The sequence below is a fragment of the Synergistaceae bacterium genome (assembly GCA_017443945.1).
In the GTDB taxonomy this organism is placed as follows: Bacteria; Synergistota; Synergistia; order Synergistales; family Aminobacteriaceae; genus JAFUXM01.
The window spans coordinates 21,820-46,702 of the sequence record JAFSXS010000093.1 but is presented as its reverse complement, the minus strand read 5'-3'; the positions used below and the strand labels follow the sequence as shown (position 1 = coordinate 46,702).

The 24,883-nt window shown below is 39.8% G+C and carries 17 protein-coding genes; 11 read left to right on the top strand and 6 right to left on the bottom strand.

All coding sequences use genetic code 11. The features are described from left to right. Positions 1–32: 32 nt before the first annotated feature. Positions 33–635, bottom strand: a complete 603-nt coding sequence (locus IJT21_09630) for a thermonuclease family protein (protein ID MBQ7578512.1) — start codon at positions 633–635, stop codon at positions 33–35. 3 nt (positions 636–638) lie between these two features. Continuing rightward, entirely contained in the window at positions 639–2,408 is a 1,770-nt protein-coding gene (locus IJT21_09625; protein MBQ7578511.1) for a C69 family dipeptidase, read from the bottom strand. A 341-nt stretch (positions 2,409–2,749) separates the two neighbouring features. Here IJT21_09625 and IJT21_09620 point away from each other — a divergent pair, with 341 nt between their 5' ends. From IJT21_09620 to era, 4 genes are all read left to right on the top strand, one after another. Next, positions 2,750–5,740 carry a hypothetical protein gene (locus tag IJT21_09620; protein ID MBQ7578510.1) on the top strand — a complete coding sequence of 997 codons (2,991 nt, stop codon included), beginning with the start codon at positions 2,750–2,752 and terminating at the stop codon, positions 5,738–5,740. Further along, positions 5,737–6,363 (top strand): site-2 protease family protein, encoded by a 627-nt coding sequence (locus IJT21_09615; GenBank protein MBQ7578509.1) that lies wholly within the window; start codon positions 5,737–5,739, stop codon positions 6,361–6,363. The genes IJT21_09620 and IJT21_09615 overlap by 4 nt, the downstream gene beginning before the upstream one ends. Before the next feature lie 65 nt (positions 6,364–6,428). Next, a complete protein-coding gene (locus IJT21_09610; GenBank protein ID MBQ7578508.1) occupies positions 6,429–6,869 on the top strand; it encodes a cytidine deaminase in 441 nt (146 codons plus the stop codon). 3 nt (positions 6,870–6,872) lie between these two features. Beyond that, positions 6,873–7,751: a GTPase Era gene (gene era, locus IJT21_09605; protein ID MBQ7578507.1), complete on the top strand. Its 879-nt coding sequence runs from the start codon at positions 6,873–6,875 to the stop codon at positions 7,749–7,751. Positions 7,752–7,827: 76 nt separating this feature from the next. Here era and IJT21_09600 read toward each other — a convergent pair whose 3' ends face one another. Both IJT21_09600 and IJT21_09595 read right to left on the bottom strand, forming a co-directional pair. Further along, positions 7,828–8,694, bottom strand: a complete 867-nt coding sequence (locus IJT21_09600; protein MBQ7578506.1) for a response regulator — start codon at positions 8,692–8,694, stop codon at positions 7,828–7,830. 17 nt (positions 8,695–8,711) lie between these two features. Then, positions 8,712–11,165: a response regulator gene (locus IJT21_09595; GenBank protein ID MBQ7578505.1), complete on the bottom strand. Its 2,454-nt coding sequence runs from the start codon at positions 11,163–11,165 to the stop codon at positions 8,712–8,714. 425 nt (positions 11,166–11,590) lie between these two features. Here IJT21_09595 and IJT21_09590 point away from each other — a divergent pair, with 425 nt between their 5' ends. Genes IJT21_09590 through IJT21_09580 form a run of 3 tightly spaced genes read left to right on the top strand, consistent with a single transcriptional unit; the run spans position 11,591 to position 17,151 of the window. Next, on the top strand, positions 11,591–13,537 hold the full coding sequence (locus tag IJT21_09590; protein MBQ7578504.1) for a response regulator: 1,947 nt from the start codon (positions 11,591–11,593) through the stop codon (positions 13,535–13,537). Beyond that, entirely contained in the window at positions 13,518–15,458 is a 1,941-nt protein-coding gene (locus tag IJT21_09585; GenBank protein MBQ7578503.1) for a response regulator, read from the top strand. Before IJT21_09590 ends, IJT21_09585 begins: the two co-directional genes overlap by 20 nt. 28 nt (positions 15,459–15,486) lie before the next feature. Next, entirely contained in the window at positions 15,487–17,151 is a 1,665-nt protein-coding gene (locus tag IJT21_09580) for a GGDEF and EAL domain-containing protein (GenBank protein MBQ7578502.1), read from the top strand. Between the two features lies 1 nt (position 17,152). On the opposite strand, the gene IJT21_09575 is transcribed toward IJT21_09580, so the two are convergent. Continuing rightward, a complete protein-coding gene (locus IJT21_09575; GenBank protein MBQ7578501.1) occupies positions 17,153–18,400 on the bottom strand; it encodes a replication-associated recombination protein A in 1,248 nt (415 codons plus the stop codon). A 494-nt stretch (positions 18,401–18,894) separates the two neighbouring features. Between IJT21_09575 and IJT21_09570 the strand changes: the two genes are divergently transcribed. Next, positions 18,895–19,989 carry a hypothetical protein gene (locus IJT21_09570; protein MBQ7578500.1) on the top strand — a complete coding sequence of 365 codons (1,095 nt, stop codon included), beginning with the start codon at positions 18,895–18,897 and terminating at the stop codon, positions 19,987–19,989. A 217-nt stretch (positions 19,990–20,206) separates the two neighbouring features. Here IJT21_09570 and IJT21_09565 read toward each other — a convergent pair whose 3' ends face one another. Further along, positions 20,207–21,388 (bottom strand): CapA family protein, encoded by a 1,182-nt coding sequence (locus IJT21_09565; GenBank protein MBQ7578499.1) that lies wholly within the window; start codon positions 21,386–21,388, stop codon positions 20,207–20,209. 229 nt (positions 21,389–21,617) lie between these two features. Between IJT21_09565 and IJT21_09560 the strand changes: the two genes are divergently transcribed. Genes IJT21_09560 through IJT21_09550 form a run of 3 tightly spaced genes read left to right on the top strand, consistent with a single transcriptional unit; the run spans position 21,618 to position 24,865 of the window. Beyond that, positions 21,618–22,631, top strand: a complete 1,014-nt coding sequence (locus tag IJT21_09560; GenBank protein MBQ7578498.1) for an SEL1-like repeat protein — start codon at positions 21,618–21,620, stop codon at positions 22,629–22,631. A 6-nt stretch (positions 22,632–22,637) separates the two neighbouring features. Beyond that, positions 22,638–23,582: a 50S ribosomal protein L11 methyltransferase gene (locus IJT21_09555; protein ID MBQ7578497.1), complete on the top strand. Its 945-nt coding sequence runs from the start codon at positions 22,638–22,640 to the stop codon at positions 23,580–23,582. After that, complete coding sequence (locus tag IJT21_09550) at positions 23,555–24,865, top strand: MiaB/RimO family radical SAM methylthiotransferase (GenBank protein MBQ7578496.1); 1,311 nt, start codon at positions 23,555–23,557, stop codon at positions 24,863–24,865. The genes IJT21_09555 and IJT21_09550 overlap by 28 nt, the downstream gene beginning before the upstream one ends. Positions 24,866–24,883: the final 18 nt, after the last annotated feature.

Sequence of the window (24,883 nt, the reverse complement as noted above, 5' to 3'; positions counted from 1 at the left end):
TAAATAATTTCTTCAGAGTAATTCACCCTCTTTTAATTTGCTGCCCAGAGTCCGCGCCTTGAGTTCTGCGCCTCTGATTGAAATTTCTTGAATAAATCTTCATAGCGTTTATTAGGCTTTATTATCATGACTCTTGCGTAACCTCCTAATAATAATCTCGCGTTGAACATGTCGCGCCGTATTGATGACTCGTTGATTCTGTCGGGCCTCTCAAGCCATAAATAAGCTAAATGACGTTCGTATCTGTCTAACGGTGATGAGTCATACTCAAGCCATACTATTTTGCCGGTTAATGACTGCTTTGTGAAATTGCTTGCTTCTCGTCCATAGGGCTGCACACCTTTTTTCGGGTGAACTGTTTCGGGGGTGTCGACTCCTAATAATCTAACGCGCCTATCTTGATTATTTATTGTGATTACAAGTGTATCGCCGTCAATGACTCTTTTTACTGTTCCGGACACAATGTCAGAGCCGATATTATTATTTGGTACGTTATTATTATCGCCTATAAACTGCGAAATATCGACGTTGAAGAACCAGAATACAGCAAGAACAAGCAGAATAATTATACTTTTTTTGCCGCCCAGCTTCTTAATATCGGCAGGAGTGAGATTAAAATTTTTTCTTCGCGGCATTTGTTAGACCTCCAAAATTTTTATTTTCACTGTTGCAGCACGTTTAGAGCCGTCTTTATTCACCAGCAAAATATATAAATCCATAAAACACGGCACAGCGTCATGAATCCATTCTGAATCAGCAAATTTGAGAGTAAAAAATTTATCGTTCCTGACAATATTCAAGCATTCAGACCATTTTTTAACCGGCAAATATGAAGGTCCGCACCTGCATTGCGAAATATCAAGCGATTCAGAGTCAAACTTGTCATTATTGATTCTCACGACAAAATTTTTCTCTGGCGAAATGTTATTTTCTGCTTCAGCCGGAATTATAGCAAGCTCCGATTTTAGCTCGTTCATTAAATTTTTCGCGTCCTCAGCCCATGACATTACAGCACCTTCTATCATTGCACCGGCTATGTAGGGATTTGTCTTGATTCGTAATTCTATTTGCGGGTCAATGTCAGATAATTTTTTCTCGATAACTGACTCGACTTCAGAAATTTTTTCGCGGATTATCTCACTTTTTTCAGGGTACAACAAATCGCAGGCCGCTTGAACTTCCTGATTCATGAACCACGCATTATTCTTGTAATCTAAGTCTTGAGGCTGCGTATTAAAATGTTCGCGCAAAGATTTTTCTGATTCTACATCCTCGTAACCTTCAGGAATTGAATTTATCCCGAAATAAAACGGCACATAAGGCGCAAAACAAGGCCGGCCAAGAGCTTTACGCAAAATTATTCGTTCAGGTCGGCGGCGAATCTCGGCTATAGTGCTTTCTAACGTGTCAATGTTGCAAATCGTAAGTGGCGAGTCGAAATGCGGCGTGTTACCGTTTGAATTATTCGAGCTTGTGCCCTCAAAGTGAGTCCGCAAAATTTTCTTGAGGGTATCAATATTTACCTTGTGAGCAGGTTTAATCGAGAAAGGCAGCGACTCCCATTCATGATCTAATAATCCGCTCAAGTCAATATCAAGCAAAATTTCAAATGCCCGGACGTGTCTGTGAGTATTTTTTTCGAGTCCGTAAGTTGCTTCACTCTGATAAACTTTTGCGAAATCAAATATATTTTCGGGATCGTGCCAGCCTCGTTTAATAGCATAATTCACAAGTTCGTTATAACCGCGTGCTTTCTTGTCGCAGTCATGAATCGTGTAATGATTCGGGATAATTGCGGCTTCGTCGTCGGGGACTCGCTGAATTGCGTAATGTTTGCCGTTTACTATCTGCATTACAAAAATTTCGTCGCAGTCTGCAAATGCGTAAGATCTCCCGCTTGATGCATAACCGTACTTGTCAACTAAATCACACGCGATATTGAGTGCGTCTCTTGCGTTCATGGCCTTTTCCGCGACTAAACGCCGTAAACCGTAAGCAATGCCGCCGTTAAATAATTCGGGTGAGTCTTCTTTTGAGTCAGCGCAGTTATTTGAGCAGATTACAACTCCGAATCCGTTCACGTACAAATCACAAAATGAAGGCTCCGGCTTGTCGGGATTATAAGTTTTTGCCTCTGACCATAAAAGACTCGTGCGTGTAGGGTTTAATTCTAGTTCTGCTGTGTCGGGTTCAAATTTTATAGTTGTTCCCGGGTGTCTGCGCAATTTGTGAACTAAATGAGTCTGCATTGTATAACGTCCTGGCGCGTCCTCGTTGTGAGCTACTAAGACATTGCCGGACTCAGATGCTTTGCGGCCGACTAAGACGGTCATGCAGGCGAAAGAAATTTTTGCGCGCAAGAGAAAGAAATATATAAATACTGCGAGAAAAATTAATAATGTCATCAATAACGAGTTCCCCCTAAAATTTTTTATTACTATATCACACGTTTATAATATATGAAGGCTGGATTATTGAGAATGGATTCGTGAAAATTTTGGCTGTTCTCACTAAATGTATAAATCAACACACTAAATATAACAGCAAAGTCAAAAGCTAAAACCTTTTGCCGTATTCGTGGTGTTAGCTGCTCTCTTTGGTTGCAGCAGGAATGCAAAATATTATATTTACGAAAATTTTTGCTGTAATTAACTATATTGCAAATCATACTATTTACAGCTAACTAAACGCGTTTTATAGCTTATAATTGCTCGCGTATATTTAATCACGATAAGGGATGTGAATTTTTTTGCGTGAAACTACGCGCACACACAAGAATAAGAGAAAAGCACGCAGGAGATTTATAAATTTTCTTGTGATTCTGCTTATATTCATGGGAGTAATTTTTTCGTTCGCTGACATCGGCGGAAATATGATTTTATCTCTGGCAAGAAATTATTTATTCGAGAAATATAATTTATCCCTCTACACACAAGGCATTACGGGAAATCCTTTCAAGGGGTACACGCTGAAAGATTTCGAACTCCGCAACAACGACGGGCGAAAAGTTTTCTCGGCTCAAAAGTTGACGGGCAATCTAATTTTTTCGACTCTACTGCGCGGGAAAATAAAACCGTCAGAAATTTCTATTGACGGCGTAAATATGAATCTCGACTCATTATTTGACTCACTGGGAAAATTCAGCGACCTATCACAAAATTTAATACCGCCCAAAATAAATATATTTCACAGCAAATTTAATTCGCGTCTGGGAGTCATTAACGTGCAGTCATTACGCGCAGACCTCGAAAAATTTGATATCGACATTGACGCAGCTATAAATAATATTCCGGTCAAAGGCGTTATCGACTTCAACGAGTCAGCCGGCTTCAACGCAATTAATAGATCTGATATTTCGTTAGGCTCAGGAAAATTTTTCGCTACAGGGGGATTGCTCGATAATAAAACTGTAGATTTACATGCGTCGATTCAAGATTTTGATTTGAGCGAAATAGATTTATTATTCCCGGCACTGTCAGAAATGGGCAGCTTTGAAGGCGTTACAAATTTAAACATTGACATAACCGGCGATAAAGAAAATCTCAAATTATCCGGAAGTCTTGATTATATCGGCAAAAAAATTTACGGGCTTATAGTCGAACGAGTCAGCGCAAATCTTGCATACTCTGAAAACGTCTTGACAATAAATGATTTACAGGCCAGCGCGTTCAATGTGCCCATTCAGGGAGAAATCGCAATTGCTTCAAGGCCGAACGAAAAAATTTCCCTCATGATAAAACTTGATGCAAGCGAAACAAATTTAGACGTTCCTGACATGAAAGAATTATCCGGAAAAATTGAGGCTTTCAACGCTAATATTACAGGAAATCCGGACTCATTAAGCGGCGTGATAAATTTCTCGGCTCCTAAAATTGTTTATGATGATAAAAATTTTGCGAACATAAAGACTCAAATAAAGTTTTCTAACACTGACTCGGCAAATCTCAACGGAAAATTTATAATCGACGGCGCACAAGGTTATTTACAGGGAAAAATTGAGTCCTTCCTGATTAAACCTGTTCTCAAGCTAACAGCAAAAATTGTAGATTTGGACATTAACAGAGCAGCCGACTTCATCCCATATGAATATGAATCAGATTATAAGCTCGCTGGAAAAATTAATCTCTCGGCAAACATCACCGGAAGTGCTTGGAGACCTGTTATAGCCGGTAGTCTCTCAAGTCAGGAAATTTCAGCAGCAAATCACAAATTAATCAAGCCCGCTTTACATTTTTCGTGCAGGAATGACAAATTGACTCTCTCACGCAGCGAAGGCACTATTAACGGAATGAACATAAATTTAACGGGAATTATAGAGCCTATCACATCAGCAGACCCGAAATTAAATTTAAATGCTGCACTTACAATGACTCCTGAACAATTAAAAAATTTTGTTCCCGAAATAAATAAATATTCTCTCAAGGGCAATATCAACGCGGGCGCAAAAATTTCCGGCACAATAAATAATCCGGTCATGAGTCTATTAGTTTTCTCGCCAAATCTTCACGCAATGGACTCTATTCACGCGCGAAATATTGAATTAACGCAAATTGACGGCAAAATAAATGTTCATGCAAAATCTTTAACTGCTGGAGGGCTGACTCTTTCGGGACTCAACGCGGAAATTAATAACGATGACGGGAAAATTAATTTACTCGCAAATTCTAAGTCTGCAATCTTTCAGGGCTTGAATCTCGGACAATTTAACGCGAAAATTTCAGGCACTCCGGAAAATTTGACTCTCGACGACGTAAGAACAGGCACTAAAGGCGCAGAAATTATTTTTTCGGGAAGTATGCAAGTTTATCCGGCTGTAAAATTAAATCTCGCTCTCAACTCGCAAAATTTCAGACTCGAAAGAATCACGCAAAATCTTTCAGGAGGCGCAAATCTCGCGTTTAATCTCTCAGGCACAGGAAAAAATATCACCGGTAAAGGCTCAATCAATGCTGACACTATAAATTTTTACGAGGTCGGACTCAATGATGTAAATCTGCCGTTAAATTATTCTGACGGTAAATTATCATCAAACGGGACATTTGAAATCTATAACGGTACGGCCAAGAACGCATTAAATCTCGATGTCAACGCACAAAAATTTACTGATAACATAAGCGCGTCCGGACTTGATTTAAATTTGCTGTTAAATGACTTAATCGGCACACTTGACGGCAAAATATCGAGTTCTGCGAAATTAATAATGCGAATCTCAGGCGACAACAAAAATTTTTCGGGCACAGGAAATTTCAGCGCAGGAGAAGGAATCATAACCGGTTTTGACTGGCTGAGTCTCGTAAATAAGTCTGACGGTCTAAAATTTTCGGGAATTAACGCGCCTTTATTATTGCAGGCAGGAAAATTAATTATCAAAACGGGATCAGCAATTAACCCCAACAAGCACGAAACTTTATACAAGTACGCGAAATTAATTCATGACGGCATTATAAATTTCACGGGTCAAGATGTCATAATAGATTTAATTGCGGAAATGGGCATTAACGCAAAATTTGTGAACGTTATAGATTTATTGCGGGACGGTGCAAAAGATTCGGGCGATTTCAGACCGGTAACGCTAAGAATTTCGGGAAGTGCTGACTCGCTTGATTTATCGGCAGGAGATAAAAATTTGCAGGCTGACTCAGATAATATGCGCGAAAAATTTAAAGACGAACTCAGAGAACGTGCGCGCGATGAGATCCGCAAAGGTTTAAAACTAGGTTTAGGAGGACTCTTAGAATGAGATATATAAATTTGAATATACGAGAAATTTTATTGACTGTTCCGGCGTTATTATGGGCGTTATCGTTTCATGAATTTTGTCATGGCTTTGCTGCAAAAATGGTCGGCGATGACACAGCAGAGCGTTACGGAAGATTGACTCTTAACCCGTTTCACCATTTTGATTTAATCGGGACTCTTATGCTTTTATTTGTCGGCTTTGGATGGGCTAAACCTGTTCCGATTAATACGCGTTATTTCAAGAATCCGAGAAGAGATTTAATTATTGTCTCGCTTGCAGGTGTTGTCGGAAATATTTTAACGGCAATTATAACTGTCTTGATTATAAGACTCATAGGCATTTACAGAATTTATAATTTCGGTGGTGAGCCGCTTATTATAGTTTTGTCCAAGATGATAAATATAAATATGGGCTTGGCTGCGTTTAACTTGATTCCGATTCCTCCTCTTGACGGTTCGCGGGTGCTTGAGGCGTTTTTGCCATATAAATATCTGCACATTTATTACTGGCTTGAACGTTATGGAATGATTATTTTGCTAGTGCTGCTTATGACGGGAATTATAGATTTTATTTTCTCGCCGATTATAAGATTATTGTGGATGTTGCTGCCGTCGTTGTATTAAAAAATTTTTATGGTGTAAAATATTCCCGTTACTAATTATTTCATTCATTAAGGCAGGTTAATAAATTGTCCGCAAAAGATTTCTGGCCTTCAGAGAAAATTACGCCTGAAGACTTGTTAAATAAAGCACGTGAGGCAGCAGATAGAGCTTATGTGCCGTATTCGCGTTTTCATGTCGGAGCAGCTATGTTATTCGAGAATGACGAAATAATTTTATCCTGCAACGTTGAGAATGCTTCTTACGGCGTTACAATTTGTGCAGAGCGTGCCGGAGTCGTTATCATGGTGTCGCAGGGAAAAAGAAACCCTTTAGCAGTCGCCGTTGTTGGTTCGCACGAGGATAGAGACGATTATTTTACGATTGAGTGTCCACCCTGCGGAGCTTGTCGTCAGGCGCTAATGGAATTTAACAAAAATATGCTCGTTGTTATGGCTTCCAAAGATGGCGCAAAAGTCTACGAGCTGAAAAAATTATTGCCTCATTATTTCACGCTGGATCCTGATTAAATCATGAAGTGCGGAACTGTTGCGGTTATAGGCCGTCCAAATGCTGGTAAATCTTCGTTAATTAATGCGCTGTTAAAGACTCATGCAGTCATAATATCGCCCAAACCTCAGACAACAAGAAATTTAATCAGGTGCATATATAATGATTCGGACTCGCAGATAATTTTTACTGATACGCCGGGAGTCTTGAATGCAAGTGATAAGCTCGGAAATTTCTTAAATGATTCAATTCTTGACGCAATAGAAGAAGCTGATTTAATTTTATGGCTCGTCGACGCAAATACAAAAAGTTTAGACCCTGAAGACTTTCATACAGCAGAACTCGTTAAATCAAAACCGGTTATACTCGCGATAAATAAGTCAGACAGATTCAACCCTGCACAAGCGTTAGGCTTATATCTCAAAATTTGCGCGTTCAAGCATAAAATCGCAATCTCTGCCAAACGTAAAAGCGGTCTCGATGAATTAATAGCACTCTTGAAAAATTTATTGCCCGACGGCCAGCCGATTTATGATCCTGATATATTAATGGACACGACTGAAAGATTTATGGCGAGTGAAATTATACGCGAGAAAATTTTAATGCTGCTGCGTTATGAAGTGCCCCACCGAGTCGCCGTCGAAATTGACGAATACAAGAGCCCGGACGAATTTCCAGACAGGAAAAAATTATATATCCGCGCGTCATTGATAACAGAGACAGAAGGCCAGAAAAAAATTTTAATCGGTGCAGGGGGCTCAATGATTAAGAAAATCGGCGAGACTGCAAGAAATTCACTCGAACAAATTACAGGACTTCCTGTATTTCTTGAATTATGGGTGAAAGTTATTCCGGGCTGGCGAAAAAATAATATCGCGTTAAAGCGTCTGGGTTATGCGTAAAATAATTAATAAAGCTCCCGGCCATTATTTATAGTCAGGAGCCTTATTGTTTTGAGAAAGGAGTGTTTTATGTTAGTTAGCGTCTCATTCTAAAAAATTCGTCAATGCTATCAAGAATATCTTTCGGCAGCATAGTCTTCAATAAATATTTTTCGGGCTTGAAGCGTAATACTTCCATGATGCTGCGTTTGTCGCCCTTAGCAGTAAGAAACATTACCGGAATATTTGCAGTGTTAGGATCCGAGCGAATCATCTCTAAAACTTTCGGCCCGTTCACTATCGGCATTTCAAAATCTAGCAGGATTAAATCAACTTTATTTTTCGCTAATATAGTAATTGCGTTCATGCCGGAATTTGCGACTAAAATTTTATATCTCGTCGATAAAAGACTCTTCATTGAGCGCAAAGCCGTTGCATCATCATCAACAATTAATATGCTCTTGAAGTCTCTTAACTTGTCGACCGCCTCGCCCTCTTTCTGTAAGCGTGCAATCAAGTCTTGAAGATCTACCGGCCTCGTGTACATTCCTGCAACGTAATCAGCTTTCTTGCCGATAATTGCGTCAAGTTCTTCCTGCGTGCCGATTACAAAGAATCTTATGCCTCTGTCCTCAACTAAATCACGAATATAGCCGAGTACATCAATCATTAAATTGTCTTCACCCTGCAAATAAAGTATAAATATTCGCGGAATATCTGAAGTTTTTTGCGTTGCTGCTTCTCCTGCTGCGGGGTCTGCTCCTTCTTCGCTCAACAGTGCTGCGACTTCGGGATCAACTGAAGACTCGTCCGAGGCGGGCGCGTTATCTTCCTTCAAGAAATTTGATATTGCAGTAACGTCCGGATGCACCGTCAAGACCTCGAAATCTTGAGTCTTCAAATGGTTAATTATTCCTTGTGATATAAAGCTCATTTTTTCAGTGATAAATAATATTTTGCTCATATCTCTGCCCTCTTTCTTTATTTTTCCAATAACTGCTCAAGAGTTGACCAATCCGCTGCAGTTACGCAGTCTTTTATTTGCTCGAATCTCTCACGCTCGGAGTCGGGTATACGGAAATTTTTAGCCTCGTTTATCAAATTGTCAATATTGTCCAAATCAAAATCTGCCGCAAAACCCTTTATGAGCGAATACATTTCGTGCAAATCTTCTATAGAAATTTCCGGAAGTGATAAATCAGGTTCATTCTTGCCGAAAACTTTTGCGAGAACTTCTTTATAACCCCTATATTGCGATAACAGCGCAGGAGTCTTTGTCTCTATCTCGTGAACGTCGTTTTTGTCGCCGCATTCCTCCAAATATTTTGCATCGGCCGAAAGATTCAACGCCCCGACCAGACGCGCCGCACTCTTTAACGCATGAACAAGAACTGTATAATTTTTTATGTCCTTCTCACGCGCAAATTTTTCTATGTCATCGGCCTTCTTGTCGAGTGTGTTGTAAAAAATTTCTAGTGCCTGAATGAATGTATCTTCACTCCCGCAATTTGTTACAGCTGCATTATAATCTATTCCAGGAATATTTTTATACGGTGAAGACTCTGACTCTTGCGCTGATTCTGACTCTGATTCGCTGATTGACTCATTAATTGCCGGTTCGTAATCTTGAGTCATTGCGTCGCCCCTAATTATTAAATCATCGGGCAGATATTCCAGCAAAATTTGTTCAAGTCTCACAGTGTCGACCGGTTTAGAAATATAATCGCTGAATCCTTCATCAATGTATAATTGTCTTGCGCCTAACACAGCATTTGCAGTCAACGCTACAACAGGAGTATTATAATTCAAGCCTTCAGGAGATTTCTTCAAGTTGTGGAAAGCCTCGATTCCGTCCATACCGGGCATTCTGTGATCAAGGAAAATCATATCATATTTATTCATTCGAGCCATTTGCAGCATTTCAACTCCGCTTGAGGCCGTGTCAATTTTTATTTTCGTCTTCTTCAGCAGGTTAGCGAACACTAACAAATTAACGTCTGCGTCATCAACAACTAGGACTCTTGCGCCAGGTGCTTGGAACGACTGCGTAAATTTCACGTCCTTATGTGTTGTCGCCATTGAATAAGCGCGTTCATAGTCTCCGATCGGCTCCCACTTGATAACATTTTGACGCACATCAAATGAAAATGTAGAACCTTTGTGAAACACGCTTTCAATTTTTAATTCGCTGCCCATTAATTGTAATAATTTCTGCACGATAGGAAGTCCAAGCCCTGAACCGTCCGCGCTGAATTTTCTTGATGTTTCCAAATGCTCGAACGGTGTAAAAATGTACTCGATATTTTCTGCTTTGATTCCGATTCCTGTATCGCTCACTGCACATTTTAGCAGAATCGTATAATTGTCAATTGCTTCAAATCCGATTGTAATAGTAACTCCGCCGCGTTCAGTATATTTTATTGCGTTGTTGAGAAGATTTAACATTACCTGCCTGATGTGATACTCGTCGCCGTCCAAGATTCTGGGAATTGATTTATCTACATTTACGGTGAAATTCAAAGATTTTTTCTTGGCCTGTTCAGCTGCGATATTTACCATGTCATTTATTAACGAGCTTAAATCATATCTGACCGGAGAAATTTCCATTTTGTTGTCCTGCAATTTTGAGAAGTCAAGAATATCGTTAATTATTCCCAGTAAAGCACGTCCGCTCCTTTGAATCACAAGCGCATATTCTTTTATTTCGGGGCGGTCTTCCTCGCGTAAAATCATTTCGTTCATGCCTAAAATTGAATTCATCGGCGTTCTTATCTCGTGAGACATGTTGTCAAGAAATGAGCTTTTCGCCTCGTTAGCTGCGTTTGCTTCCTTTATTGCGCTGTCGAGTCTTATTTGCTGTCTTCTATATGAATACGTGTAAATCAAGCACAACATACCAAGCGATCCGGTTACGATCAAAATCGGCAAAAATGTGCTGCCCCTCACTGCAAGAGCGTAATTAATAGATCCGGGGTAAAAATGTGCGAAAATTGCATTAGAAATATACGCGGAAATTTCTAGACAGAGCATTACAACAGCGTCAGAAAAATTCATAAAGCACGGAGTCGCAACTACCGCAAGAATAAAGAAAACCGGGACTCCTCCGTCTGTGCCTCCATCAATGAAGAATAAAGCTGTAAGGCCGAATATAAATATTCCTGCTGATAACGGGTACTCAAGCCATGAAAGTTTTTCGGGAGTACGGCGCGAAATATTTTTCATCGAGTAAACAAGCACAAAAATAGACAGCATACAGAGAATTAAATACATCACAGCAGATCTGTTAAAGCCCTGTACGAGTCTTATAATGCCCAGCAATCCCATAGAAAACGAAGAGACCGCACCAAATGCGCACATACACAAAGATTTTATATTTGCTGCTCCGTTTCCATTGGCTGGAGCTGTTATAAATTGTCGTAAATATTGAGTGTTCATGCGTTGAATAATATCACATTTAGAGTGCAGGTGCTATAACTGTGAGAAAAAAATTTTTGCGTGTTCGCGCTACCCCTTCAATCCGGGCGGGCGGGTGGGCGGGACGAACGTTTTTGCACGATAAATTTATAGCATGAAATCGCAATAAATGAATAAGTTGAATCTCATAAAAATTTTTTTGCGCAAACATGTGAGTAAAAATTAACGCCTTATCGCGAAAAAAATATTTGCGAGTCTTTGCACGATAAATCACAAGCTAACATTTTTGTATTAGTAGAAGTATTAGTAAAAATATTTTCTTTGACTCAAATGGGGGAAAATTTTTAATAATTATATCACGCTAAATACTTCATAGGTGCTATACTTTTCATAAATATAATTTCTCACAAATAATATTTTTCGTGCAGTAAGGAGCAGGCATAAATTTGGAAAGTCATTACATAATAGAATCAGAAATCGCCGTAATTTTTCTAAGTGTTACGCTATGTGTATATCTTGAGCTTATATATTCGGGTTCAACGTCTGATAAAAAGGGTTTATTGCGTTACTGCTACATGACGACGGCAAGCAGCATTGTTGATGTATTTGTGTCTGTGATTCTTGCGAAAGATTCTACATGGTCAATTACGTCAAAATATTATTGTATGCTCGTCTGGCAAATGGCCTCTTGCGGAGTATATTTCATGTTCATGCGTTACATAGCGGGCTTCAGCACTGATAAAACTATCGGCAAAAAACGAATGCTTTACGCGCAAAATATAGTGTTGGGAATATTCTTTTATTTAATGCTCGTAGGACACTTTACCGGCGCAAATTACGCAATAAATAACGGCGAATTAGTTCCCGGCGTGTTAAGCTGGTTTATTTCGTACGGTTTCCCGGCTGTTTGGGCTGTATGGACATGGGTAGAAATTTATATTTACAGTAAAAATTTTTCTCGCGGTCAATTATGGGCGTTGTTTGCAAATTTCGCGGTCTGCTGGGTGATTCAGATTGCGCAGATTAATTTCTTCCCGGATATTCCTGTAAATTTCATAATAATTTCGGTGAACGTATATTATTTCTTCTTCCTGTTAGAGACTCCTGCATATAGAGATCTTGAGCGCACTCTTAAACGTTTACGTAAAGCAAAGGAAATCGCCGACGAAGCAAACGCAGCAGCAATCGCCGCCGACGCAGCAAAAGGTGAATTTCTTGCAAATATGTCTCATGAGATTCGCACGCCTCTTACTACAATTTTAGGAATGGACGAAGTAATTTTGCGAAAATATGAGTCAGGCCCCATTTATGAATATGCACGTGATATTCAAAGCGCGGGAAATACTTTATTGCACATAATAAATGATATTCTTGACTTCTCGAAAATTGAGTCCGGCCAGCTTGAATTATCGTCAAGAAATTACGATTTAGCACGAGTCTTGCGCGACGTTGATAACATGATTCGAATCAGAGCCGAGCAGAAGGGCTTAAAATATATTTCGCAGATTGATGAGTCTTTGCCTGAAGAACTTTTTGGCGATAGAATCAGAGTTCATCAAATAATGGTAAATATTCTTAACAACGCCGTCAAGTACACGAAAAAGGGCAGCGTTAAATTTACTCTTTCGGGAGCAAAAGCTGATGACCCGTCATTAATTGTTTTGCACATAACAGTAACTGATACAGGAATCGGCATTCACGCGGAAGACATACCGAAATTATTTCAATCGTTCAGCCGCATAACCTCGAAAGAAACGCATAACATCGAGGGAACAGGACTCGGACTCGCCATAACAGGACGCTTAATTGAGTTAATGGGCGGCACAGTAGAAGTTACTTCAACATATGGAATCGGTTCGACATTTCACGTTGTAATCCCTCAAAAAGTAGTCGGCAGCAAGACAATCAAGCAATACGAATCAGAAGACTCAAAGCAGAAGAAAGAGTCCCGCAAAGTTTTGAAAGCTCCCGACGCAAGAGTCTTAATAGTTGATGACAATGACATGAATAGAATCGTTTTGCGCTCATTAATGAAGGAAACGCAGATAAAAATTGACGAGGCCGAATCGGGTGAAGAGTGCTTAAATAAAATCGCAAAGAATCCTTATGACGTTATCTTGATGGACTACATGATGCCTCACATGGACGGCAAAGAGACTCTCGCGAAATTAAAGCAGATGACAAATGCACCCGGAGCAAGCGCAAAAGTTATAGTCTGTACTGCAAATGCTCTTGTAGGCGTGAGGGCTGAATTATTGTCCGCAGGCTTTGATGATTTCTTGAGCAAACCTGTAAACGGTGCAGAGCTTGAGGAGATGTTAGCGAAATATATTCCTCCCAGTAAAATTACGCAGGGGGGGGGGGTACTAACTGATGTTGACTTACGGAATTAATGTCGGTCTTGAAGCTACGATGCTCCCGTTTTTAGGAGTACTCACGGCGTTTTTGTTTATAAGATATGCGACTAATGCGGAAATAAATAAAAGATTCAGATATTTATCATTGTCAACGTTTTTAGCGGCATTGCTTGAGGTTATCTCGACACTTTTAATTGACGGCTGGGGACATCGGCACGGCTTAAATTTGGCGGTGAGGACTCTTTATTATGCTGTAGTGAATCTCAATGCTTATTATTTAATGCGTTACGTTGAGGAATATGTACACGTTCAAGACGAAAATTTTGACATGTTGAATGCTATTTTGCTTGCGTCGAGTTTTGCTGTGTTAGTGTTTAATTTATTTCCTGCTACAGCTGGATTCTTTTTCCTGATTGACACGGCAGGAGGTTTGCAGAGAGGCCCCTATAATACTTTATGGCGGAGCGTTTATGTTGTATATTTTGTTGCTGCTGCTGTTTACCTGCAATTGACTCACAAAGAATTTTACACGGCGAAATCGCAGTATATAGTCATGAATATTTTAGGCTGCATATTAATAGCGTCGTTTGTGATTCAATATATAATAATCAGAGAGTTTTTGTTTGTCTATGTAACGGCGACAATTTTATTATTTATCATATTCTTCTATTATGAAGCTCCGACTTATAGGCGCATGAACACTGTAGAGAAGGATTTGGAGGAGTCAAGAATCAACGCGGAAAACTCTACACGACTCAAGAACGCAGCCAACCGCGCAAAAAGTGATTTTCTCGCGAACACTTCACACGAGATTCGCACGCCCATGAACGCAATTTTAGGAATGAATGAAATGATTCTCAAGGAAAGCAGAGACCCCGATATTAGGCAGGCTTCACTTGACATCAGGCGCGCGGGAAATCATTTACTCACGATAATAAATAATATCCTCGACATTTCAAAAATTGAGTCGGGCAAAATGGAATTATTCAACACTGATTATCATTTATGGCAGTTACTCAAGGACATAGAAGAGAGCAATTTTGAGTCGCTTCATGAGAAAAATTTAGTCCTCGTTCTCGACATTGATAAAAATTTGCCTGAACATTTATACGGTGATGAGGATCATTTAAGGCAGATAATCATGAATCTAATCGACAACGCCGTAAAATATACGAACGAAGGCACGATTACATTGCAGATTACCGGCGAGCTTGACGAACATTCAAGACTTCACATGAAAATTGCGATAAAGGATACAGGAATCGGAATCAGAGCTGAAGATCTGCCGCATTTGTTCAGGTCATTTGAACGCGTGAATCTCGGTGAGACTCAAAGCATTCAGGGCGCGGGACTTGGCCTGACTCTTGTGCGTTATTTAATTGAGTTAATGGGCGGAAAAGTTTACGCAGAAAGCAAATACGGAGAGGGCAGCACGTTCACAATTGAATTTACACAGCAGTTAGCGCAGGAAGGTTTTAGAGGCACAATCGCAGAATATGAAACAATGTTAGCGAATCTTCCTGAAGCAATGGCCGGAAATTTGCCCGATGATGACGAGCCTTTTACGTGTCCTGACGCAAAAATTTTAGTTGTTGATGATACGCCCGTTAATCTTGTTGTAGCTCGCGGAATGCTGAAGGAATATCAAGCACAAGTCGAGACAGTCGAGTCCGGTGAAGAATGCTTAAAGCTGTTAGAGACTAATCACTACGATATAATTTTTCTCGATCACAGAATGCCCGGTCTTGATGGTATAGAAACTCTGCATAAAGCTAGACTCATTGACGGTCCTTCACGACTCGCGAAATATATAGCTTTGACTGCTCATTCCGGAACAGGTTTCAGGGAAGAATACATAAATAACGGATTTAATGACTACATGCCCAAGCCGATGAAGTCCGACGCACTTAGAAAAATTTTAGCGCGTTATATTCCTGAAGGCCTGAAAATTAGATAGTTTTGTTACATGAAGGAGAGAAAATAATTTGTTCAATCACGAAAATTTTATGACGCTCGAAAAAATTTCTGACAATATGCCCGGTGCTTTGCTCGTTTATAAGGATAACCCTGACGAGGAAATTATTTTTGCAAGTGAGGAAATTGCGCGGATATTTGAATGCGACTCACCGCAGGATTTTATGAGATTCACGGGCGGGAGCTTTGCCACAGTCGTTTATCCTGAAGACATAGAAGAAGTCAACGAGATAATTAAATCGCAAATTCACGCGAGCGGCGGCTATGACTATGTAACATATCGAATCATCACGAAAAACGGCAGCATCAAGAAAATCGAGGACTGGGGGAAACTTGTAAACGATTCTGAAATGGGCGGCTTATTTTATGTATACCTTCATGATATGGACATACGCGACAAACTTTTAAAACTTTCTGGCCAAACGAGTCTCCCTGAACCTAAAGCGAACATAATCGACACTTTAACGGGACTCCCGAACATGAAATATTTCAGGCAAGAGGCACCGAACTTGATAAAAAAATTAGTCAAACAGGGCGGCGAACCGAAATGCATTTATTTCAACGTCAGAAATTTCCGCACATATAACGAGGCTTACGGACTCTCCGGCGGTGATAGAATGCTGAAATCTATTGCAAGAATTTTGTCGGACACATTTCCGCGCGGACTTGCAGCAAGATTCGATGACGATCATTTTGCAGTTATTACCCCTCAAGACGATTTGCCCGAAAAAATAGAGCGTTTAAGTGTGCGAATAAATAATATGCGTCATGGAGTCATTGTCGAGCTTAAAGCAGGAATTTACGTGATTCAGAATCCCAAAATGGACATCAGTATAATTTGCGACTGTGCAAAAATGGCGTGTGATTCAATCAAGCGCGAATACGGGACTCTTGTAAAATTTTATGACGGCAATATGGACAGACAATTACATTTGCAGGATCATATATTAGATTCGTTCTCTGAAGCGTTGCAGTCTCATAGAATCAAAGTATATTTTCAGCCGGTTGTTGATGTTATCACGGGGAAAGTTGCATCAGTCGAGGCCTTTACGCGCTGGGAAGATCCGGAATACGGAAGATTATCGCCGGCAAATTATTTATATGTGCTTGAAGAGTCATATCAGATTCATAAATTAGATTCGTTCGTGATTGAAAGAGTCTGCGAGGAGCTTAAACGTGAGAAGGATAACGGCGAGGAATTAATACCGGTTTCATTGAATTTATCGCGGCTAGACTTTGAATTAACAGATATAGTGCGTGTGATAGAAGACGCAATCGCAAAAAATAATATTCCGCGTGAAATGTTAAGATTTGAGCTTACAGAAAGTTTGATAGCTGTAGACATGGACGCAATGAAGCACGAGACAGACAGACTCAGGAATCACGGCTTTAAAGTCTGGATGGACGCATTTGGGTCGGGTTATTCGTCATTGAGGGTGCTGAAAGATTTTAATCTTGACGGACTCAAAATTGATATTGACATGATAAAGAGTCTTGATGATGAACGGGGAAATATAATTATTGCAGCAGTAATAAATATGGCCAAGAAATTAGGAATCCCGGCACTGTCGAAAGGAGTCGAGACTCGCGAGCAGTTAGAATTTCTCAAGTCAGCCGGCTGTGATTTAGCGCAGGGATTTTATTTCGGGCGGCCTGAACCGATAAAGGGCGAATAAATTATTTGTGCTCTGACTTCCATTTTTTGATGGCCTCGAGTCTTTGCTTGTAACGTGATTCAGTGTCTTGAGGCTTATAATATTCGCAGTCGGTTAATGAATCCGGCAGACATTGCATAGTTGTTAATTTCGCGTCATAGTCGTGTGCATATTGATAATTTTTCCCGTAATCAAGTTCGCGCATTAATTTTGTCGGAGCATTACGAATTTGAAGCGGCACAGGTTCAGCAAGAGTCGTTAAAGCGTCCTTCTTTGCGAGATTGTATGCTACGTCGAGTGCGTTAGATTTCGGAGCTATTGACATATGAATAACTGCTTGAGTCAAATTCACGCTGCATTCCGGCATACCGATAAAATGACATGCATTGTAACATGCTACAGCGAGTGAAAGTGTGCCGGGGTCAGCGAGTCCAATATCTTCACTTGCAAAACGTATTAATCGCCGGGCAATATACAAAGGGTCTTCGCCGGACTCTAACATTCTTGCGAGCCAATAAACAGCAGCGTCGGGGTCTGAATTTCTCATAGATTTATGCAGGGCTGATATTAAATTGTAGTGTTCTTCTCCGTTTTTGTCATATAAAAGCGATTTTCTTGATGTACACTGTTCGAGAATTTCACGTGTCAAAATAATTTTTCCGTCTTGATTTACTTCTGCGTTAATGCTCATCATTTCGAGTAAGGACAAGGCCGAGCGCGCATCACCGTTTGAGAAAATAGCTATTGAGTGCAAAATATCATCATCGGCGAAATAATTTTTTCCGAGAGTCTCTAATGCACGACGCAATAATTTAATAATTTCTTCGGGAGTAAGAGCCTTCAACACAAAGACTTTGCAGCGCGACAATAAAGCTCCGTTAATCTCGAACGAAGGATTTTCTGTTGTAGCACCGATTAAAATAATGCTTCCTTTCTCGACAAATGGCAAAAATGCGTCCTGCTGTGCTTTATTGAATCTATGAATCTCATCAATAAATAAAATTGTGCGTTGACCAAATTTTTTGTTATAGTCGGCCTGCTTCATGATCTCGCGAATTTCCCGTATGCCGCTGGTAACTGCCGAAAAATTTATGAATATTGCCTTAGTCTTGTGAGCTATTATGCTTGCGAGGGTAGTTTTTCCGACACCAGGGGGCCCCCAGAAAATCATTGACGGAATATTATCGCTGTCGATTATGCGTCGTAGAATTTTTCCGGATGCGATTAAATGCTCTTGGCCTGCGAAATTTTCGAGTGAGTCCGGTCTCATTCGTGCGGCTAAAGGCTCATTATTTGGAATTGTGAATAAAGACTCTGACAAAAAATTTTTCTCCTTTCATGTGAGTATTATATTATATAGCAGTTACACTTGAATACTTGTAAAATTTAGTCTGTTTGCGCTGTAAATTATTCTGAATATATTTATATGTGGCCATCTGCACCGGTGTAAAAAAGGTTTCGCTTTTGATATAGTCAACGCACTTATTTTGTTATATCCAGATACAATGCAAAAATTTATCGCGCTTATATAATTAGTTCTGCCCACCCACCCTGATTTAAGGGGGTAGCTCCGACATGCAAAAGTTTTTACAGTTATTCAAGTGTGTTTGCTATAATGCTGTTGCCCGATATTCCATGAGAGAACGATACAATAAATTTGTTGTATGTGTGCGAGCTCCCCGCCCATGATTATAAATGCACGTTTCCGAAAGACTTTAATGTTATAATTTTCCATGAATAAAAACTTTTTGATGGAGTAAGAGAATGAAATTATTTGACAATTTTGAAGCCGTAAAGTTTACTGAAGAAAATTTAATTTTTGTAACTAAGGGCAGATATATTTATTATATTTATGATCCCAAATATAAAAATTGGAAAAAGTATAAGAATTCCGGTTATGATTGTATAACAGTTAATAATTATCAAGATGTCAGCAAAGAAGAAATCATGAATGCATTAGGGGGTATTCTCCCGCAGAAAGAAACTGATTTTACAAGGCGTTGTGATCCATCAGAGTTATATATTATAAAAATGTTAGATTTGCTCAAAGAAGATTATCCGGATTATATGTCGAATGATTTAATTTATTATGCGTCTCAAAAGTTTTTAGATGAGTCGGATATTCGTCATAGATCTTATTATGAATTGAGAAAACTTTTTGACAATGCAGATTCAATTCACGAAGATAACGAAAATGTCATCAATCAGATTCAGAAATTAAGTTTTGATATTATCGGCAGGGATATTTTCAAGCGCGAAATTGGAATAGTCGACGGTCATGATAGTTCTTCATATTTCTGGATTATGCCGGTTAGAGTTATTGATTATGCTGATAGTAACGGCTTAGACAGTGTTGCTAAAATGAAAAGCTCTGAAATATCAATAGAAGAAGATGATGTTGCGCAATATCTTACTCCATTTCTTTATAAATATTACGATGATGAACTTGAAGCTAATAAAAAAAGGGTTAAATATTGGAATCCAAAAGATAAAGACGGAAATATTATATACACTAAAGGCTTTGAATGGTATTTGACGCACAATTTCTACACGCACCAATCTATTATGAATATGTTAGCAGACATTAGGGATACTATTGAGGCTTTGTCTTCCGGCAGAGAAAATGAATTTACTGCTAAATTAAGGAAAAAACGAGGCACTGAGACTTATAAATTGCTTTACTCAAAGAATATGACGCAAGAACAGATAGATGAGTATAATGCTAATATTCCCAAGGAAGATGATACTCCGGTTGATTTGATTATAGATTTTTATCGCCGATTTATTTATAGAATGGAATACATGTTGAGAGTCGGCAGTGAAAAAGGCTATAATTTGATTTCTTTCATGGGACCCTGAATATAGGTTTGTTATAAATTTTGTGTAATTGAAAAATTGAAGCCTTGCAATCACTGAATTTCGAATTCTATTTACACAAAAAATCTGACACTCCCAACACAAAAAGTTTTTACTGTTATTAAAGTGTGCTGACTATATCGGTTACGTTATTTTGCCGTCCCGCTATCCCCCACCCCTCCCCCCGACCCCCTCCCAACCCCGAGGGGGAGAAAACAAATTATTTCGGACTCTTACGGCGACTCACCGGCAAAACGTCAAATGATTCTTCCTTCCATAGCGTATAAAATCCGTACTCGTCAATTTCTTCACTAGCTCCGAGAAAATCAAGCACAGCACGGCCTATTTTGCGCAAATTTGCAAGCTGCGATTTCGACAATCCCGTGAAATCAAGTTTATTAATCGTATCTTCGTGTGTGCCTGCATATGTAACTTCAGTCTTATTTTGACCCGGCGCTATAACGTAAAGAGGTGCAGCAGATAATTTTACAAGCCGCGTGACTCCGTTGTCATTCTTCTCAAATTCTGCAGACAAAATATAAGTCCTTTCGCGCGGTAAAGTCCTCTGAAACGATACAAAATTTCCAAGCGACCAAGCAACAGCCTTCACCGGATATTTTTCGGAGATTCTTACTTCGACGGGCTGCAAAACATGCGGATGAGTCCCGATTACAAGAGTCGCGCCATTGTTGAGAGTCGTATTTGCGTCGTTCTTCTGGTAAATGCTCGGTGTAAAATGGTACTCATAGCCCCAGTGATAGCAAGCAATTATTACATCTGGACTCAAACTTTTTGCGCGCTGTAGACCTGCTTTAATATTTGCCTCACTCAAAGTATTTAAATGAACGTCATTAGATTTCGGCCATAAGTTGCTCCCGTAAGAATAATTTATGAACGCTGCTTTGATTCCGTTGTTGTCGAGAATTACTGCATCATTTGACGGGATATTATCAAGTCCCAGCCCCGTCCACTTTAAGTCAGCCGAGTCAAGAATTTCTGTTGTGCGTCTTGCTCCTGCCGCGCCTCTGTCGAAAATGTGATTATTCGCAAGAGTCAATAAATCGGCCTCCAAATAATTTTTTAACGTGTCAGCAAGTGAATCAGGCGTGTTAAACATGGGATAACCGGAATAATTTAATTTTTTTGTCTTACCTGCAAAAACTGTCTCAAGATTCCCAACCAAGAACGAATCAGCTAATAAAGGTCTGACTCTGCGAAATTGCGGCGAAAAATCGTACGTGCCTAGAAGTGATTTATCTTTGCCCTTGTAGCGTGCTGCGTCTAACTGCTGTTTGTGTGCCATAATATCACCGATAAATAAAAATCTCGCTCTCGTTGAAGCCTCCGAACCTGACGCAATAATTAATAATAATAACGTGAATGCAAAAAATTTATTTCTCATAATTTATCACTTCCCGCAAAAATTTAGACTTTCAAGCAAGTTATATGATAGCATAACAATATTTAGCAAAATAAATCTTGAAGGAGGACTATAAATCGGCACTGTTAATAATTGCTTTAATGCCTGTTGCAGCGAAAAAAAATTTACGTCTCATAATTTATCACTCAAGTAATTTATATGATAGCATAACAGTATTTAGCAAAATGAAACTTGAAGGAGGGCTACAAAAATGTATAAAAAATTTTCTGCACTGTTAATAATTACTTTATTAGCTGCTGTTCCTGCATGGGGGGAAATTTCCAGAGATATAATAATTAAGGCAGAGAGCGGCGACACAGTATCACAAAATATTTTAGGCGATATTTACTGCAAAGGCACGGGAGTCAAGCAAGACTATTTTGAGGCTGTCAAATGGTACAAATTAGCAGCTTCACAAAATTATGCACCCGCACAAAATAATTTAGGCGACATGTACTATTACGGACGCGGAGTCAAGCAGGACGATTTTGAGGCCGTCGAGTGGTACAAATTAGCAGCCTTACAGAATCACTCACAAGCACAATATAATTTAGGCAATATGTACTACAGCGGCTATGGAGTCAGGCAGGATTATAAAGAGGCTCTAAAATGGTATAAGCTGGCGGCAGAACAAAATCACGCTCAAGCTCAAAATATTATTGGAAATATGTACTATAACGGGCGTGGAGTCAGACAAGATTTTTTCGAGGCCGTCAAATGGTACAAATTAGCGGCAGAACAAAATTACGCAATCGCACAAAATAATTTAGGTAATGCGTATTATTTCGGGCGCGGAGTCCTGAAAAATTATTCTGAAGCATTCAAGTTATACAAGGCAGCAGCAGAACAGAATCACGCAGCAGCACAAAGCAATCTCGGACACATGTACTATAACGGCTACGGGGTCAAGCAGGACTATTTTATGGCTGTCAGATGGTACAAGGCAGCAGCAGAACAAAATAATTTATCGGCACAAAATAGTTTAGGCAACATGTACTATGACGGACACGGAGTCAAACAAGACTATATAGAAGCCTTCAAATGGTACAAATTAGCAGCAGACAAAGGCCACGCAAGCGCAGAAAAAAATTTAGGATTCATGTACAGATACGGATATGGAGTAAAGCAGGACTACGACGAGGCCGTAAAATGGTGGAAATCAGCAGCCAGGCACGGCAACGAGATAGCAAAAAATCAGCTCAAAGAGTTAGGACTCAAATGGTAAATTAACATGGACGAATTAGAAAGCTATAAGAAATCTCAAGACGAGAAAAATATTTACTGGTGGACAATAGAATTTAGCGTCCCCGTATCGCACAAAAATAGTGATATAAACGAGGAAAAATTAAGCACTATTGCAGCATTAACGGACTCGATAGGCTCATTTTTCTTTTACGAACATGATTACACAGGAGGGAGGCGTTTATTCATGCGGGCAGATTATGACGGCTCAAGAGGAATCGACGACGTTTTATATAACGCTGAAAATGTGTTGAAAGACTCAGAATTTGAAGACGTTGATTTATCACGATGTTACAAGACAAGTAATCAGCCTTGGGAACGTCAGCACTTTGACGCGTTTCCGCCGTTGAATGTCGGAAAAAGTCTCGTCGTTATGGCACCTTGGCACGCAAAAGAAGAAATTAAACCGGGAAGGACTCCGATTTATATTTTTCCTGCAAGCGCATTCGGAACAGGTTATCACGAGAGCACAAGAATAGCTCTGACTCTGCTTGAAGAAGTCGTTAAAAGCGGTGATGTTATTCTCGATGTAGGCACAGGAACAGGAATATTATTTATTGCTGCATTAAAGCTCGGAGCAGATAAGGCCATAGCGCGCGACATTGACCCGGATACTATTGACGAAGCTAAACGAAATATGAATCTCAACGGCATTAACCCGAAAGTTTGCGAGCTTTCAGTTGCTGACTTGTTAAAAAATTTTCGCGGCCAAGTGAATTTATTGACGGCTAATATTTTGCTGAATCCGAATTTAGCAATGCTGCCCGATGTAAAACGAGTCTTAAAGCCTAAGGGATTCGCAATTTTTTCAGGCATGACAAACGTAGAGAGCTACACTTTTATTTCTGTTCTTAATTCGTCAGGTATGCAGATCGAGAAAGAATTAAGATTCGGGGACTGGTGGGGATGCAGAGCGGTCAAAGCATGGGGTTAATTTATATTCACGTTTTCGGGTGCCGTTCGAGTCTCTGTGAGGGCGAATTTATTGCGGGCGCGCTTAAGTCAATGGGATATGACATTACAGAAGATCTCAGCGAAAATATAAATGCTGCCGTAATAGTTAGTTGCTCGGTAACTGGTGAAGCTGATAAAAAGTGCCGTCAATTAGTTAGGCGCGTGAGAAAGACTCTAGCACCTGATAAGATTCTTGCTGTCTGCGGGTGTTGGAGTCAAAGTCTCGGCAAGTCCGAAGCTCTTTCACTGGGAATAAATTTATTAGCGGGTTCCAAGAGTAAAAATATTTTACCGGATATTATTGCGTCAAAAATTGCGTTGAAAGACTCAAGTTTTCAGGATTTACGAACGCAAAATATATTTGAGCCTTCACAATGGGAGGAGCTCGCGATTAATTCACCCGTCATGCATTCACGCGCATTTATGAAGATTCAAGACGGCTGCGACCATTTTTGCACATATTGTATAATTCCATTTTTGCGCGGAAGACCTGTAAGCCGCCCAATTGACAGCATTCTTGACGAGATAAGACGCTTAATCGACAATGGCACGAAGGAAATAATTTTTACTGGGATTCACTTAGGGATTTACGGACGGGACATAAATTTTTCACTTGCACAATTAATTAACGAGGCAGCAAAGATTCCCGGACTTGAACGAATAAGACTCGGATCTCTTGAACCTTTTTCGCTCGATAATAATTTGCTTGACTCACTAGCTGACTGCGAGTCGTTCTGTCATCATTTGCATTTGCCGTTACAGAGCGGGGACGACGAAATTTTATCACTCATGAGAAGGGGTTATACTTCTGGCGATTTCATAAAAATTTGCGGTAATGCACGGAAAAAACTCGGCGAAAATTTGCATATTTCAAGCGATATATTAATAGGCTTCCCCGGTGAGAGCGAACAAGCATTTAATCACACTCTAAATATTATGCGAGAGTCAAGACTCGGGCGCGTTCATGTTTTCCCGTATTCAATCAGGAAAGGGACTCAGGCGGCAATAATGCAAAATCAAATCTCACACGAGACAAAAATTTTCAGGGTCTCACAAGCTATAAAATTAGGACGTGAACTATATAATAATTACGTGAAAAATTTTATCGGCCAAGACGTTAAAATATTAATCGAACGCGAAAATTTCGGCCATACAGAAAATTATATAGAGGCAGTATGCGAGGGCGAAAATTTGAATCGCGGCGAAATAATCACAGCAAAGGCAGTCAGCGAGTCAGACGGAATATTAAAGGCGGTCATATGAGAAATAATTTTTTGCAAG